20 protein-coding genes are annotated in these 15,566 nt (G+C 54.0%); 18 read left to right on the plus strand and 2 right to left on the minus strand.

All coding sequences use genetic code 11. From position 1 onward, the window contains the following. Positions 1 to 266 precede the first annotated feature (266 nt). From ACXAET_RS22425 to ACXAET_RS22440, 4 genes are read left to right on the plus strand one after another with little or no spacing between them, the layout of a single operon-like run. Positions 267 to 1,613 (plus strand): DUF3560 domain-containing protein, encoded by a 1,347-nt coding sequence (locus ACXAET_RS22425; protein WP_475190950.1) that lies wholly within the window; start codon positions 267 to 269, stop codon positions 1,611 to 1,613. Continuing rightward, complete coding sequence (locus ACXAET_RS22430) at positions 1,610 to 1,918, plus strand: hypothetical protein (RefSeq protein WP_475190954.1); 309 nt, start codon at positions 1,610 to 1,612, stop codon at positions 1,916 to 1,918. Before ACXAET_RS22425 ends, ACXAET_RS22430 begins: the two co-directional genes overlap by 4 nt. After that, positions 1,915 to 2,523 carry a hypothetical protein gene (locus tag ACXAET_RS22435; protein WP_475190958.1) on the plus strand — a complete coding sequence of 203 codons (609 nt, stop codon included), beginning with the start codon at positions 1,915 to 1,917 and terminating at the stop codon, positions 2,521 to 2,523. The genes ACXAET_RS22430 and ACXAET_RS22435 overlap by 4 nt, the downstream gene beginning before the upstream one ends. A 10-nt stretch (positions 2,524 to 2,533) precedes the next feature. Continuing rightward, a complete protein-coding gene (locus ACXAET_RS22440; RefSeq protein ID WP_475190962.1) occupies positions 2,534 to 2,728 on the plus strand; it encodes a hypothetical protein in 195 nt (64 codons plus the stop codon). Positions 2,729 to 3,242: 514 nt separating this feature from the next. Here ACXAET_RS22440 and ACXAET_RS22445 read toward each other — a convergent pair. Continuing rightward, complete coding sequence (locus tag ACXAET_RS22445; protein WP_475190964.1) at positions 3,243 to 3,614, minus strand: hypothetical protein; 372 nt, start codon at positions 3,612 to 3,614, stop codon at positions 3,243 to 3,245. Positions 3,615 to 4,394: 780 nt separating this feature from the next. Here ACXAET_RS22445 and ACXAET_RS22450 point away from each other — a divergent pair. The 7 genes from ACXAET_RS22450 to ACXAET_RS22480 all read left to right on the plus strand — a co-directional run bounded on the left by ACXAET_RS22450 (position 4,395) and on the right by ACXAET_RS22480 (position 9,185). After that, a complete protein-coding gene (locus ACXAET_RS22450) occupies positions 4,395 to 4,616 on the plus strand; it encodes a hypothetical protein (RefSeq protein ID WP_475190967.1) in 222 nt (73 codons plus the stop codon). A gap of 240 nt (positions 4,617 to 4,856) precedes the next feature. Further along, positions 4,857 to 6,734, plus strand: a complete 1,878-nt coding sequence (locus tag ACXAET_RS22455) for a ParB/RepB/Spo0J family partition protein (protein WP_475190969.1) — start codon at positions 4,857 to 4,859, stop codon at positions 6,732 to 6,734. Between the two features lie 115 nt (positions 6,735 to 6,849). After that, positions 6,850 to 7,143, plus strand: a complete 294-nt coding sequence (locus ACXAET_RS22460) for a type II toxin-antitoxin system RelE/ParE family toxin (protein ID WP_475190973.1) — start codon at positions 6,850 to 6,852, stop codon at positions 7,141 to 7,143. Between the two features lie 5 nt (positions 7,144 to 7,148). Beyond that, positions 7,149 to 7,439 (plus strand): addiction module antidote protein, encoded by a 291-nt coding sequence (locus ACXAET_RS22465; protein ID WP_475190976.1) that lies wholly within the window; start codon positions 7,149 to 7,151, stop codon positions 7,437 to 7,439. A gap of 22 nt (positions 7,440 to 7,461) precedes the next feature. Then, positions 7,462 to 8,004 carry a hypothetical protein gene (locus tag ACXAET_RS22470; protein ID WP_475190979.1) on the plus strand — a complete coding sequence of 181 codons (543 nt, stop codon included), beginning with the start codon at positions 7,462 to 7,464 and terminating at the stop codon, positions 8,002 to 8,004. A 37-nt stretch (positions 8,005 to 8,041) separates the two neighbouring features. Then, the gene (locus tag ACXAET_RS22475; protein ID WP_475190981.1) at positions 8,042 to 8,287 is read left to right on the plus strand and encodes a hypothetical protein; all 246 of its coding nucleotides are present in this window, start codon (positions 8,042 to 8,044) and stop codon (positions 8,285 to 8,287) included. 700 nt (positions 8,288 to 8,987) lie between these two features. Next, positions 8,988 to 9,185, plus strand: a complete 198-nt coding sequence (locus ACXAET_RS22480; protein WP_475190983.1) for a hypothetical protein — start codon at positions 8,988 to 8,990, stop codon at positions 9,183 to 9,185. A gap of 187 nt (positions 9,186 to 9,372) precedes the next feature. Here ACXAET_RS22480 and ACXAET_RS22485 read toward each other — a convergent pair whose 3' ends face one another. Further along, positions 9,373 to 10,008 (minus strand): hypothetical protein, encoded by a 636-nt coding sequence (locus ACXAET_RS22485; RefSeq protein ID WP_475190984.1) that lies wholly within the window; start codon positions 10,006 to 10,008, stop codon positions 9,373 to 9,375. Positions 10,009 to 10,734: 726 nt separating this feature from the next. Between ACXAET_RS22485 and ACXAET_RS22490 the strand changes: the two genes are divergently transcribed. The 7 genes from ACXAET_RS22490 to ACXAET_RS22520 form a co-directional block, all read left to right on the plus strand. Beyond that, positions 10,735 to 11,607 (plus strand): DUF932 domain-containing protein, encoded by an 873-nt coding sequence (locus ACXAET_RS22490; RefSeq protein ID WP_475190986.1) that lies wholly within the window; start codon positions 10,735 to 10,737, stop codon positions 11,605 to 11,607. Between the two features lie 58 nt (positions 11,608 to 11,665). Then, positions 11,666 to 12,223, plus strand: a complete 558-nt coding sequence (locus tag ACXAET_RS22495) for a hypothetical protein (RefSeq protein ID WP_475190987.1) — start codon at positions 11,666 to 11,668, stop codon at positions 12,221 to 12,223. A 102-nt stretch (positions 12,224 to 12,325) separates the two neighbouring features. Next, positions 12,326 to 12,682, plus strand: a complete 357-nt coding sequence (locus tag ACXAET_RS22500; RefSeq protein WP_475190990.1) for a hypothetical protein — start codon at positions 12,326 to 12,328, stop codon at positions 12,680 to 12,682. 60 nt (positions 12,683 to 12,742) lie between these two features. Next, complete coding sequence (locus ACXAET_RS22505; RefSeq protein WP_475190993.1) at positions 12,743 to 13,030, plus strand: hypothetical protein; 288 nt, start codon at positions 12,743 to 12,745, stop codon at positions 13,028 to 13,030. Between the two features lie 41 nt (positions 13,031 to 13,071). Then, positions 13,072 to 13,230, plus strand: a complete 159-nt coding sequence (locus ACXAET_RS22510) for a hypothetical protein (RefSeq protein ID WP_475190997.1) — start codon at positions 13,072 to 13,074, stop codon at positions 13,228 to 13,230. Between the two features lie 876 nt (positions 13,231 to 14,106). Then, on the plus strand, positions 14,107 to 14,526 hold the full coding sequence (locus ACXAET_RS22515; protein WP_475191000.1) for a hypothetical protein: 420 nt from the start codon (positions 14,107 to 14,109) through the stop codon (positions 14,524 to 14,526). Further along, positions 14,523 to 15,566 (plus strand): relaxase/mobilization nuclease domain-containing protein (locus tag ACXAET_RS22520; RefSeq protein WP_475191005.1); only part of this gene is annotated, 1,044 nt, incomplete at its 3' end. The genes ACXAET_RS22515 and ACXAET_RS22520, both read left to right, overlap by 4 nt.

Here is a 15,566-nt window from a genome sequence, read left to right on the forward strand (position 1 = left end):
TCAAGGGGCAAGCGCCGCGCTGCGCGCGTCGTCTCCACGTCAAAAAAACCGGTTCCTCCCACGCGCAAGCGCGCGGTTCCCTCCCATTTTTTTGCCGCTCCGACCCCATGACAGTCCCGCCCCAGGCCACAGGCAGGGCTTTGCCCTTCCTGTTCTGCCAGCCGAAAGACACGGGGTCTTTCAGCTAACAGATCAGAAGGCCGCGCCCATAGCGGATAGCCGGGACACATCGGCAACCGCATCGCCACGATAAGGAGACGCCACGAATGGCTGATATTGATATTGATATCACTGCAACTTACTCCCCCGAGGACAACAAAATCCGTTTATATCCATCTGTTCGATTGGATGACGACACATTCAAGCGCGTCATGGCCGCAGGTTTCAAATGGGCACCTAAGCAGGAGCTTTTTGTTGCGCCCATGTGGACCGTTGCCCGCGAAAACCTTGCACTTGAACTTGCAGGTGAGATTGAACCCGAAGAAACCACAATGGCCGAACGAGCGCAGATCAAAGCGGATCGCCTCGACGGGATCGCACAGAAACGCGCCGAACAGGCAAACGCATTTCACCGGGCAGCTAACGAACTGTCCCGCGCCTTCGAATTTGGTCAGCCTATCCTTGTCGGGCATCACTCGGAGCGCAAAGCCCGCAAAACTCAAGAGCGGATGCACAACGCAATGGACAACGCCGTTAAGGCTCATAGTGCAATAAGTTATTGGCAATATCGCGCGGCGGGGGTCGAGCACCATGCAAACCGGAAAAATGACCCCAAGGTGCGCGCGCGCCGGATCAAGAAACTACTGGCTGAACTGCGCGGCCTTCAGCGCCGAATTAACGATGCGCACAAGGCCCTAGAGATTTGGGACAAGGCTGAAACAGACGAACAGATAAAGGCCCTTTGCGGCTTTGGGCATCTAGCCTCGTATGGATTGTATTCAGAAGTCGAGAGCGGCGAAACCACGCCAGCCGAGGCAAAGGCCCGCAGCATCGCGGCAAACCGCCGTGTGATCGAAAGCGACAACCTTTCGCGGTGGATCACTCACACCTTGAACCGCCTTTCATATGAACGCGAAATGCTGGGCGAAGTGCCACGTTTTGAGGGCGAAATCACGCCAACCCTGTTGCAAATGTTTGTCCGCGAACACGGTGCAGACAAGCCGAAGGGTAAGAAGGTCGATGATGATCTATTTTCTATCGAGTGCGACGCCCCTTTGCCCGCTCATATTGCCAATGGCAGCACCGTCGAGCTATCCGCCGACGAGTGGCGCGACTTGATGCAGTCTTGCGGATATGTGCCGCCTGAAAAGAAACCTGCAAAACCGCCTATTCTGAATTTCAAAGCTGAAAACGGTCAATTCCTGGTGCGCAATCCTTGGAACAAGACAGTTGAGTTTGTGCCACAGGTGGAAATGACGAAGGCCGAATTTGCCAAAATTGGCACCGACTATAAGGGAACGCGGCTTTCAGCTTGTGGCGCTTTCCGGGTCCGGATCGCACCGAACCCAAACCACGAAGGCCCGCGTTTCTCGGCCGGTTGGGCTGCTATCCTGATCACCGATCAAAAGCAGCATGAAGCCCCCGCCGATTTTGACGAGGAAATTGCGCAATGACCCGTCATTGGGAAACCCACCTTTACACCTACGCTGTCGCGCTCACTCAGGGCGCGGCAATCTTACCCCAGAATTTGCAGGGGATGCGGCGAAAGGCAATCAAGCACGGCCACACTGAGGGTGAATGCCAGATCGTAGAAGCCGACCCATTGGAATACGTGCAAGAGGGTTTTTCGCGCCTGTCCGTTCTGGGCAAAGCGGTTACGATGCGCCGCTTAATGGAGACCGGTATTGAGGCCAATACGGCGCAACGGATTGTCAATCGAGCCACGAACGTCCATGAAATTGAAAGGCTAGCAAGATGACTCAGAACCGCCCAAGCATCTATTACCGCCCAAAAAAGCCCCTAACCATACCGGTTAGGGCGCGACAAGACGCGCCCAAGCTGGACGAGCTGAACGCCCCTGAAATCATCGCCGTTGATAAGTTCACCGAATGCCATGTTACGCCTGATCCAGTTGCTGCGCGAATGGTCGGTTATCTCGGGCCGCAAGGTGATTATCTGACATTGGAGCCAAGCGCAGGCACCGGCCAGCTTGCAAAGGCGCTAATCGCATCAGGTCACAGCACTTGCGAATTGACCATGATCGAGCGCCACAACACGCTTGCGACAAAACTGCGCGCCATTGGTCCGACGATTAACCGTTGCTTTCTCGAATATGCAGAGGACGTCACAGGCCGCGCGCAGTTTCCCCGCATCATCATGAACCCGCCATTTAAGCAAGTACGCGCCCACATCCAGGCAGCTTTGTCCCTGCTAGCGCGGGGTGGGCATGACGAACCGGCAACCCTTGTTGCCCTGGTCCCAGTCACTTTCCACCACGATGAGGCCGAAGAACTCGAAACCTTGCCGCCAGACACCTTTGCGACGGCCAGCGTTCATACGAAAATAATCAGAATCCGCCGCTGAGGGAAAACCAATGTCTACAAAACCCATCGTCAGGATCGCTTGCGATGCAATGCAGTTTTTTGAGATCGACTTGCCGGATGGAGCTGATCCGGCCACATACGCCGATTCCGACGAAGCACGCCAACAGTTTGCTGATCTTATTTCGTCCGGTTTCATTGATTTTCAATTAGTACGCCGGTTTGACAGCGACGGCAAAGAGGTTTGACGATCAGTAGCGCGCCGTCATGTACGGCGCGCTTTAGTCTGTTCCCCCTGATTGTCCCGGCGAACAGGGGCTAACAGCCCCAATTGGCCAGGACTGCGCGCTACCCGCGCATGGGGCCGCGATTGCGGCCAGGATCGGCGGTTTACCACAGCCAAGCCGCTCTCAATCTGGTGTGTTCGCTTAGTTGTCTGCTCCGGTTCCGACGAATTATCTCCCAAGGTCGAAATTGTCAGAACTGGAAAACCGCCGATCCCGCCTCAATGACCGGCTTACAGCATGACCGCCATTCTCGAAGAAAGATTTGATGGAGTCCTATTGGAGATCCGCGCGAGCCGCGCGGCTCGCATTGGTTTTTGGTCAGGGTAGGGGATCGATGCAATAAAACGAGAACACATACATCCACGCATGTTGACTAGAGCATCGCCCACCGGGGCGGCATGTCCCTGATCCGGGATCTAACAAACTAGCAACCGTTCCGATCGTCCTGCCACTGCAGCACCATGATGTAGAAGCGTCAAAACCTAGTGAAGTGCTTATGCAATTCGGCTGTCAAATTGATTATCGCGCCGTTGATAATTTCTCTTTCCGCTTCAGCCCGAGTTAAAGTTTCCCAGTCATTCGCTATAGCTAACAGCTCTATTACAGCCTCGTCCTTTTCCTCTATGCAGTCTAAAGTGACACGCCAAAGCACGTGGTTTATTTTCTCGATGCTAACAATATCTTCTATATCTTTTTGTGTAAAAAAAATGTTTTCTTCGCCACTGGTAACAGCGTCAAGAAATCGTACAGACAGACAAAATTCATACACATTGTTTGCCCCTCCCGCACTCGAAGAAACTGGTGCAACGCCGAGCACAGCAATTATTGCCATAAGTAGTTGTTTCAATGAGAACTCCCCGTTTCTTAGCTGCTAGCATGCAAGTTGAAATCTTGATAGAGGAACCCATGAAGCCACGGCAATTCACAATAAGCGGCACACTATTTTTACCGAGAAACCGGTAGTATGTTGGCGGGTATCTCGATACGGGCAAATCCCGCGCCTGTGGCGCGTGACCACGTGCTAGTCGGACGCCGGCAGACCGGTCTCCGACCCGAACCAATCACGTCCTTTCTCCCTTTGGCCCAGGCGGCGGTGAATCCGTCTCGTCCCGAGCCAGCTTAACCGCGGCCAAATGGTCGCCAGGACATGCTTGTTTCGGCCCATAGGGTAACGCCCGCTTTTGCAAGGGGTTCAGGAGATCCGCGCGAGGCGCGCGGCTCGCATTGATTTTTGGACAGGGCAGGGGATCGACGCGCTAAAGCGCGCTCACCCCAACCCTGACATTATCCAATAGTGGGGCCGCTGTGACCGACCTTCGGCCGGCCCCATCAGCCCGATCCGCCCGCATCCTGTGTCGGGCCGGTCAAGGGGCAAGCGCCGCGCTGCGCGCGTCGTCTCCACGTCAAAAAAACCGGTTCCTCCCACGCGCAAGCGCGCGGTTCCCTCCCATTTTTTTGCCGCTCCGACCCCATGACAGTCCCGCCCCAGGCCACAGGCAGGGCTTTGCCCTTCCTGTTCTGCCAGCCGAAAGACACGGGGTCTTTCAGCTAACAGATCAGAAGGCCGCGCCCATAGCGGATAGCCGGGACACATCGGCAACCGCATCGCCACGAAGAAAGAGTTGATATGACTGAATATCGTCTTGGATCATCCAGCTTGGTTCACACACCGGGCATCATTGCATGGGCCATAAATGGCTATCATTTTGCAGATGACCGCCCCCAATTGATGAACGTGATTTCCAGCACGTTTCCTTCGATTCCACCCACCGCCATCGAACAGCTTTTATCCAAGGCCGTACCCTACACGGTCGAGGATGAAACGGTCGTTTTCAGCGTAGACGAATAGCCCTGCTTTGAAACGGCCACTGCGCAACTTGCGCACGAAAGGAGGTGAATACCATGAGCATCGAAATGATCGAACAGCGTAAGCGCGAAGCCTATGCACTGATCAAAAAGGGAGGACTGTCCGCCAAGATCGGCCTCGCCTTTTTGAAAACCCAAGCAGCCGCCTAAGCGGCCCCGCTCTACCCCGAACGGGGTAGGGCACCAATAACAAAACTTTAGCCACGAAACAAGGACTTGCCCAATGAGCAAACATGAAACTTTCACCGCACCGGAAACCATCGAAACCGTTGCACTGTCCGACCTGTACCTGTCTGACATTAACCCGCGTCAGGACGTATCTGACGAAGGAATTGCCCTTCTGGCTGAAAGCATTGTCACATGCGGATTGATCCAAAACCTCAGCGGCTTGCGGGATGCAGACGGTAAAGTCGCCATCGTCGCAGGTGGTCGCCGTTTGCGCGCCTTGAATATCGCAGTGGCCGAGCGCGCCGATCTAGCGCAGGTGGCGGTCAAAATTACCGATAACCCCTTTGTTGCCGAGCAGTGGGCGAACGCTGAAAACACTGCGCGTGAAGAACTGGACCCGATTGACGAGGTACGCGCTTACGGAAAAATGGCAGCTAAATCTCTGTCAATCGCGAAGATCAGCAACGCATTCGGTGTAACAGAAGCCCATGTACGTCGCCGCCTCGCGCTGGCCGATCTGCCCGAACCCGTCTTGGACGCAGTAAAAGCCGGTGAAATCAGCCAAGGCATCGCTAAGGCGATGACTATCAGTGACGACGAAACCAAAATCCTTGAAGTTCTGGAAGGCGTGAAGTCGCGGCGGCTGCACAATGAATATTATGTGCGCCAAGCCCTGACACCCGACTCGGTGCGTAACACAGATCGAAAGGCAAAGTTCGTCGGACAAGCTGCATTTGAAGAAGCTGGCGGAACAGTCACCAGTGACTTGTTTCAGGACGAAACCCTGTTCAATGACCCTGAATTGCTCGAACGTCTGTTTACTGAAAAACTGGTCAAAGAAGCCGAAAAGTTGCGCGAAGCGGAAGGCTGGTCATGGGTTACAACCACCGACGAAAGCAGCCCTTACTTCTACGAAGTTCACCGTACATATGGTTATGATCAAACTTCGCCAATTGAAGGCGTTTTGACCGAGGAACAGGCCGAACGGTTTGATGAATTGGCCGAACTTGAAGATTGCGACGCATTAGACGAAGCCGGTCAGGCCGAACTGGACGCCTTGCATAAGGTTCTGGATGGTGAGTATCAACCTGAACAGAAAGCCCTTGCCGGGATCATGGTCTATGTCCGTCACAATGGAGAAATCTCCGCATTGCGCGGCCTCATTAAACCAGAGGATCAGGCAGAGGCAATTGAACAGGAGTTCATCGACGCCCCTTCAAAACCGTCAAAGTCCATAGCATCAGAAGATGAAAAACCGGCATTCTCGCAGAAATTCATTGATGACATGAAAGCGATCCGGTTGGCGGCTGTTCAAACGGCAATGCTGGACAAGCCCGACTATGTTCTGAGCCTGTTTGCCTTCTATGCAACACCGGCATCCGGTCACTACACCAGTCTGTTCGGCTTCGGCTACGGTGGGGCAGAGAACAACACCCCTGAGATTGACGAACAGTTTGCTCTTGATCCGCGTCTTGGCGGTAAAAGGGACGAGGCCGCAGAGGAAGCCTATGACCAGTTTCAGGAAATGGCCGGAAAAGGCAGCGTCGAAGCGTTCAAGGCATTCCGCGATCTGGGCAAAAAGGTCCGCAATGGCGAAATCACTGCGTTTCTTGCGCGTCGGTTTACGACCCAGAACCCAGATTTCATGGCAGAAATCGCGGCTGACGTCGGTGCTGATATTCGCTCGATTTGGACGCCATCGGCTGAGAACTGCTTCAAACGGCTGAAAGCTGTACAGTTGGACGAACTGTACAAAGACCTTCTGGATTTGCACATGGATACCGACGACTACCGCGCATTCAGCAAGTCCAAGAAAGGCGAGAAAAACGAAGCAATGCACAAGCTGTTCAACGATCCAGAGCATCAAAAGGCTTTGCGCGTTACCGCCGAGCAGAAAGCCCGCATCGATGCTTGGGTTCCCGAGTGCTTCTGAAACCAGAAGGGCAGGGCGAAATTCGCCCTGCCTTCCATCGGTGTTTTGTGCTTTTAATTCATCACTTTACACTGTTTCGGCTTGAAAGGATGTAGCTTGCAGGCTACATTTAGGTATGATAGAAATTCGTAAGACTGACCTGTTCGACAATTGGCTCAAGAGCTTGAAGGACCAAAGGGCGAAGACCAAGATTTTGGTTCGCATCACGCGATTGAGCCTGGGCAATCCCGGTGACGTGAAGCCGGTTGGTGAAGGTGTAAGCGAACTGCGTATCTCTGAAGGTAAGGGGTATCGCGTTTACTACGTATCGCGCGGCGAGGTTTTGATTATTTTGCTATGCGGGGGAAACAAGTCATCCCAGCAAGCGGACATCAAAACAGCCAAAGCGATGGCAAAAGAGTTGGAGTGAAAAACATGGGTGTTAAAACAACGAAGTTTGAAGCGGCTGATTATCTGGACAGCCCCGAAGCTATTCAAGCCTATCTTGAGGCAGCTTTTGAAACCAGTGACACGGCCCTGATCGCAGCGGCGCTTGGCGATGTTGCCAAGGCAAAAGGAATGTCGAGTGTGGCCGACAAATCTGGCCTGTCTCGGGAAAGCCTCTATCGCGCACTTAGCGAAAACGGCAATCCCGAATTTGGCACAGTGCTGAAAGTGCTGAGTGCTGTGGGTGTGACGCTCACCCCGAAAATGCATGTGAGCTAATCCTTTAGGAAGGCAAACGACCATGTCCACCGATGCAGCTCCTTCGACAGTCGAAAAGACCATTCGCCGTGTCTGGAAATCCGCGCAAATGTACATTGCCTTTCATAAAGACCAGAACAAACGGCAGCGCAGCGAGCCGAAATTCTGGCCGCCGAAGAACGGCAGCGCGTCTATTCATGGTGCCCCTGCTGAGCAGGAGGCAATTGTTGTCGTCAAAGCCGCTGACGCGGAGGACACTCAAGACGTACAAATCAAGCTGCATCCCAATCGGATTGTTGTGCGTCGTGATGCCGAAATCTGGTGGCAAGGTGTGGCGGTCGATGATCATTCTGTGACCGTTCGTATGGCCGATGGCACAATCATTGAGGTTCGCCATGATGGTTCCGTCAAACGCCGTTCCGCAGACGATGAAACCCACGTTGAAGCCGATGGCAGCATTTTCAAATGGACCGAACACGCCGAGACAACGATGACAGGTGACGGTATAGAGATGACCCGTCGCACAGAGGACCGGATTACAGCCATCACTTATGATGGCGTTGTCGATCGGGCGCGCAATCGATAACCCACTTGATCCAAATGACACCAAAAGAGGTCGCTAAATGATCGAAGCCAAAACCACCGATGGCATAAACGTACAATTCCGAGCATCACAAGTAATGGATTGGAGTGTTAACAATTCTGCGGACGCAACACTCGACGACCCTGAACTAGAAGTCGTGTTTTCGCGCGGAGAAACCGAACAGCTTACACAACGCGTCTATTTCTCAGAATCCGACGCCGCAAGGGTCGCCCTGGCACTTGTAAAACACAAGTGGCCGGAATGGTCACGTCCAAGAACAGATTGACAGTCTTTACCTCTCGTGGCGAGAGACACTGGCCCGCTCCGGCGGGCTTTTTCTTTTTCTTTTCACCTGAATTGATGTGCCGGTGTTGTCCCTTGGCACCTGGGGCAAATGCCCCACGCGCCAGCGCGACTGGTCGCTTCGCTGTGACGGCCGCCACCGCGGCCGGCGCCCAACTCACGCATCGCAACCGGAACTACCAGAGCAAATTGAGTCCGGCTGTTAACCTGGTCCGCGAAACGCGGCCCAGGGCCGGACCATCCAGCCTTACACCTCCGCCACCAAAAAAGGGCGACTTGCGCCAACCCGCACATTACCCCTGTACCGCAAGTCATACCGCTTTGGGAAAGCCACCAGCTCGTTGATCTACTCTAACCGCTCGTCTCGGATCGAGGTGATGTTGCCGCCTTTCTCATTCTTCAGGTATTCCGTGCGCAGCGGTTCCAGTAGTTCTTGCTTTTCCCACGGTCTGACAGCCTCAAACCCGTTGCCAGTGAAGATCCTCGTTCACGTGTTTCTTATCTGATGAACATAATCGGGCAGTCGGGGTAGACGCGCAGCCCCCGTTCCGGGCACTCCGCTTCAACAGGTAATTTCCCCTGCGCCTACGGCGCATTCCTCGCGAAACAAATTACCTGCTGACAACCCCTTTATGCCCGCTTCTTCCATGTTCATCGAAACACTCAAAAACGAGGATCAAACAATGGCAACTCAAACTCTGAAACTGAACGTCAAAACCGGCGAAAAAGACGGCAAGAACTACTGGAACCGCTGCGGTGTCGCCTTCGTAAATACCGACGAGAACGACAACATCACCTCGATCCAGGTCAAACACGATATGTTCCCCGGCGTCGAAATGGTGGCTTTCCCAAAGCGGAATGACGACGACGACCAAAACTAACGGAAGGGAAGGGCGGCACAAGTCGCCCTTTTCTGTGCTCCGGCTCCAGGCCGGACCCAAAGCGCCAAAAGCTAGCTTTTGGCAAGCCCTCTCTCATTCTCGTTGTACAGTTGAGCGCACTGCACACATGACAATCCTTTTGCCATCAAAATAGCATTGGTCTGCACATCCGCTATCCGCCCAACAATCAAGAAAGTCTTGTCTTGTTGGATTCGGCAAGAAACGCCACCGCCATCAAAACCGGATTGAGAACAGATCCCACGGTTTCAGAGTCCGGTTGATGCGACCAGGCTATCACCGATACTTCCAGCGTAGATCCAAGCGGTTGTTGCGCAATCAACGATGTATAAACCAAAAAGTTCTTGTTCTTCGCGGCAAACAAAAGTTCCGTGATTTGCAAAGTTCCGTCTAGATTACGCAGAACGTAGTAAACCGAAACGGTCTCCTTAAAGGTCACCTCATTTGGGTGAGTGGCTACGAATACAGCGTCAGGACCATCCCAAGGCAGTTCCTCAATCGGATGTCGCTCCGCTTTTTGAGCCCACATAGCAATCATATCGTTTGTCACGACACCTAAGTCATATACGGTGCCTTCACTTACCGCTCGCTGCAAATCCACTCCAAGGGCGGTCACGAATAGATCCCTGTCATCATCGGCTGTCTCGAATTCTTTTACAAAGCCCATCGTTATGCCGGTCTCATCATCGGCGCACACTTTTCGAAGAGCTGCTAAGACCTTTCGATGTTCTCGATAGACTTTAGTGTCTTTGTTTCGTTCGGTTAATTCCAAGGTTCGAATGGATTTCTTGACCGGCCTAATCATGTCTCTGCCCTGTTTTGGCTGCTTATTACGCCTTATTACTGCATCGAGTTGAATGGTCCAAACAAAGGTTTCTAGATGGGCAAATCCCGCGCCTGTGGCGCGTGACCGCGTGCTAGTCGGACGCCGGCACACCGGCCTCCGACCCGAACCAATCACGTCCTTTCTCCCTTTGGCCCAGGCGGCGGTGAAGCCGTCTCGTCCCGAGCCAGCTTAACCGCGGCCAAATGGTCGCCAGGACATGCTTGTTTCGGCCCATAGGGTAACGCCCGCTTTTGCGAGGGGTTCAGGAGATCCGCGCGAGGCGCGCGGCTCGCATTGATTTTTGGACAGGGCAGGGGATCGACGCGCTAAAGCGCGCTCACCCCAACCCTGACATTATCCAATAGTGGGGCCGCTGTGACCGACCTTCGGCCGGCCCCATCAGCCCGATCCGCCCGCATCCTGTGTCGGGCCGGTCAAGGGGCAAGCGCCGCGCTGCGCGCGTCGTCTCCACGTCAAAAAAACCGGTTCCTCCCACGCGCAAGCGCGCGGTTCCCTCCCATTTTTTTGCCGCTCCGACCCCATGACAGTCCCGCCCCAGGCCACAGGCAGGGCTTTGCCCTTCCTGTTCTGCCAGCCGAAAGACACGGGGTCTTTCAGCTAACAGATCAGAAGGCCGCGCCCATAGCGGATAGCCGGGACACATCGGCAACCGCATCGCCACGAAGAAAGAAAGGAAGTAAGTCAATGGGTTATAATCGTTACATGAGCGGAATGTCCTGCGGTGGTCTGGTCACAGGAGAAGCCCTGACCGACGATCAACTGCGCGCCGCCGTACCTTCGATTTTTGCGACTGAGGCCCATGAAAGCCGCTCTGATCGCTTTGTTGCGGTCCCGACAATCGACGTATTGACCGGTCTGCGAAAGGAAGGCTTTGACCCGTTCTTTGCACAACAGGCAAATACCCGAATTGCTGGCAAGGCAGAGTTCACAAAGCACATGCTGCGCCTGCGTCACCGTTCCATCACCAATGCTGAAGGCGAAGCCTTTGAAATCATCTTGGTTAACGCCAATGACGGAACATCGTCGTACCAGATGGTGCCGGGGTTCTTTCGGTTTGTCTGCGCCAACGGCCTGATGGTCGGTGACAGCTTTAACGAAGTGAAAGTTCGCCATTCCGGTGACGCCATTCACGAAGTCATCGAGGGTGCATACACCGTTCTGGAAGATGCCCCGCATGTGGCCGAGCAAGTTGAAGCCTTCAAAGGGATCACGCTGGACGCCGCCGAGCGCAAGGTTTTTGCGGATGTGGTTCACGAATTGCGTTTTCCCGATGCACACAAGGACGAAGGCAAGCCAGCGCCCATTCAGGCCGATGCACTGTTGAAAACCCGTCGCAACGCTGACCGCCTGACCGATCTGTGGACTGTAGGAAACGTCCTGCAGGAGAACGTGATCAAAGGCGGACTGCATGGACGCGTGAAAGATGTCAATGGACGCACACGTCGACAGCGTACCCGTGGGGTCAAAGGTATCGACCAGAACAAAGCCCTGAACCGGGCAATCTGGTCCCTCACCGAAAAGATGGCCGAGCTGAAAGGCGAAAACCTCGCAGCATGAAGCACAGCGCGCGGCTCGATCCGGGCCGCGCATACCTCACGAATTTGGAGCAGAGACCATGAAAGCCGAAATCATCGCCATGCCCGCGCACCAGCGTTTCAGCAATTTGTGTGAAGGTGACGCATTGGATCAATTTGAATGGTTCGAAATCACACCATGCCGCAACGACGAAAGCGAAGGCTGCGTTGTTCAATGCGAAGCGGGAGAAGTCGAGTTCTGGAGCATCTACGGCAGAAAGAATGAAGGCACCAAAGACGCGCCTGAATATCTGGCAATTGCCGTTCACGATGAATGGAATGTCGAGGACATTGTGCGGGTTGCGCGCCAGATCGCCATAGAAACCGGAAAAGGGTTTCTCGCAGGTGACGTCGCTTTTGGTCAGTTTCCACGAACGCACCATCACCCCGTACCGGCAGTCGAATTCACGGAGCTAGCCGAGGATTTGACCTTCGCTATCCACGAGGACTTGGACGACCGCAACCCGCACAACTCTAAGCGGAGTGACGATTTTGACAGTCATCCATTGGTCTCGCTACGCGAAGCAATGGTGGATTACTCAAACTATTCGGGTGCCGACCAGCTCGACCCGTATCAGCCAAAAGTAATCACTCACTGAACACTGCGCTGGCCCTAACAGGCCGCGCGTCCTGAATCCGTCTGTGTCTTGGCTCATCCCAGACGGTCCTCCTCTCAGAGCCAACCAAGGAAGGTAGAAACCATGAACATCAAAAAAGTAGCGATCATTGGGGCCGCAATCACAGCCATCACCGCAACATCGGTTTACGCCGGTCGCGTAATTGATCACAGCGCAAAGATCGAATTCTGGAACCAGTACGAAAGCTCGATCAATGGCACCGTCCCCGGTGTCCGCGTCACTCACGGCGGAACCAGCACCATCTACCAAGTTGGTACTGCGCCCGGTCTGACCGCAACCATCGTCTACGACGACACCGGCAAGAAGCAGGTCGCCTGGGCCAGCGAATTTCTCGGTATCGAAGTTGATGCCCTGAAATGCAGCGGCGGCGGCCGGGACGGAAACGGCGGCGGTGGCGGCGGCAGCTTCATCGATTGCTAAGCAAGCAGAAAAAGAGAGACCGCAAAAGCGGTCTCTCATCACTCATCCAGGATCGAAACGATGTACCAGCTTGACCTCATCCCAATGGACCCCTGCGAAAAAGGCCAACCCGGCGCACACTGGTGGGCTGGTGCATGGGAGTGCAGGAATTACGACGGATACTTTCAGACTCGTGAACACGGACGTGGACCATGGAAGTTTGTCATCTACGGGTTTCGTGACGACGAGGTAGCAGTCTATGGCGTCAATCCGTTCGGCGAACTGATCCACAAGAACGCACCCATTGACCAACACGACCGCATCAAGATTTTAGGTCGAAGATATGGCCGGGACAACTGGCAGCACTGACCCAACAGCAACCAGAAACTCAGACAAGAAGGAGGGACCCAATGCAAGACCCGACAGCAAACTTTGCCACCAAAATCGTCGCCATCGGCTCACTCCTTGTAGCCGTCATCTCCGCCTTTTTCTGGCACATCGAGCATCGGCATAACATCGAAAAATGGAAGTCAGACCGGGCCGCTCATTTTACGATCCAAGCCCGCTGAAATCAGACTTTTCCAAGCCCTTCAAAGCGTCACTTTTCGGATAATCTAACCAGATCAGGATAGCCCGCACCACACCGGTTGTGCAGGGCTAAACCGTCTTTCTCGCGCTCACACGTCTTAGCAATAATCTTAAGCGCAGCCGGCAGGGGAGTGTCCGCACCAACCAGCTCAATGAACCGCTTTTTCGGATACTGCCCAGACCTTCCACAGATCTTGCAATCGATCCGAACAACCTCTAGCGGATAGTCCCAAGCCCTCACAGCGTACAACCCCCGGTAGCGCGACTTCGCACGACATCTGAAATCTCACACTTCTCATTCTGAGCATCTATCCCACCGTACAGGTTAGAGCCAGCGTAAAGGCTCGTCGCTCATTCCCCATTTGCGCCACCCAACGCGAAGCCGCGTGACAGCCACAGTACCGTAACCACGATTCAAGATCCTCGACCAGATTTGTAAAAGCCAACCAGCTCAACAAGTCACGCGGCTGCAGCACAGCCGATATGTTACAGCAATGACCTCACCGGTAGAGCAATGACCCACCCGTCGACACCCGACGCTAAAGCGTCGGGAAGCGGAGCGCGCCACGGCGCGCAGAAAATGCAGAATGCATTTAACGTGCCGGAATGTGACAGGCGCTGTTCGGGCAGCCCACGCTTTGCGTGATTGCCCTGCGCCAGTCCACCGGCACCCACGCCTATTGGTTGGAAAAGGGACGGAACCCTTTTCCCGGCGTGGAAATAGCCACCAAGAGCAAAGTTGCTCCGATCACGATTGTGGGAAAATACGAATTTCCCAAATCGCATCGGTTTACTCTTGGTGATTATGACAGGATAAGGTGGTTGTAATACAAATCTAAAATTGCTGAATCAACAACATGAGTAAATCCGCCGATACGACCGTGTTTTCCGTCCGGCTAAAATCCGATGCGTTATCAAAGCTAGACATTTCCTGGCGTTCACTTGGACTTCGAAGCCGCAACCAAGTTATCCATCGTCTCATCTATCGATTAATCGGATATCTCGATCCTGACCCGGCTTTGATCGCGCTGTGGCAAAAACATTTGAGACAAGTGCAGGGCGGTTACTCGAACCTCAATCAGCTAGCGAAATCAGCCAAGCGCGGCACTGTGATCTGGACAGATGACGACCGCCACGATGTCGAAACTCTACACAGAGCGATTATCGAACATCGCCGCGACTTAAAGGAATTGATCCTAGCGGCACGCCAGAACAGGCAACCAAACTCTGCAATACGCCGGCTCTTGCGTGATGATGATTGGACGCCTGAGGAATGAACATAGCCGCCCGCGATATGACCGCAGCAGACTTGTTGGAACTTGCCTTTCACGACGCACAGAAAGGTTCTGATCGGTCCAGGCAGATCAATCATCAGTTGCAGACCGCCAAACGTGTGCAGTTCATGGTATCGCGGGCTTCGTCCGTAAAAGCACGGCTTGGAGCTGTGTACGGGAAGCCAGAAGCCGTTGTAAAACATGTTCGAAAAGGAGGCGTGAAAAACGCCCAAGAACTGCGCCGCCAGATCAATTATCTGACCGTCAGGGCAGAAGGCGTGTTGGACATTCGAGAGAACGGCGTCACGCCCATGAACGCCGATGAAGTCGCGGATCTGATCGAAGAATGGGAAGCCGGTTTTTCGGGTAAAACCAACTACGGTTACACCCGTCATATGATCGTTTCTTTCCCCGAAGGTACCTATCCGGACGCGGCTCATGAAGCCGGTTTGGAGTTCGCAGATCGACTATTCGGCAGCGGCGATTTCGGAGATAAATGGGACTATCTGACCGTGTTACACAACGACACTGATAACCCCCATGTCCATATCGTTGTGAACAACAGAGGTGTCGAACACGGTAAGTGGCTTGCCATGGGAATGAGCAGCGAAATGAACATCGACGTACAGCGAAACATCCAGGTCGAGGCAGCAGCAGAATACGGAATAGAGTTGACCGCCACCACCCGCCTAGAGCGGGGATTAAGGCAGGAAGTCGAGACCGATACGTGGAAAGTTCAAAAGGGAATGTCCGTCGTAGAGACCACTCCGGAAATCGAAGTCACGGCCCGCGATAAGGCGGCCGATGTGATGCTTTTATCCATCGCAAGAATGTCGAACGTCTTTGATGAGCGCGCCAACGCCATCAAAGACAAGATCGAAGAGTACGCCATCAAGCTCATAGAAGGACAAGAACCTATGGTATCAAGAATGGAGCATCTGTTGGATCAAGCCCATCATTTCGATGATTATGGTGAGCCGGGAGATCCTGAATACAAGTCTCCGGAGTTAATGCGCGAGCTGCGTCAACACATCGAGCAAGGC

This window comes from Ruegeria sp. AWH4_226, assembly GCF_056159225.1.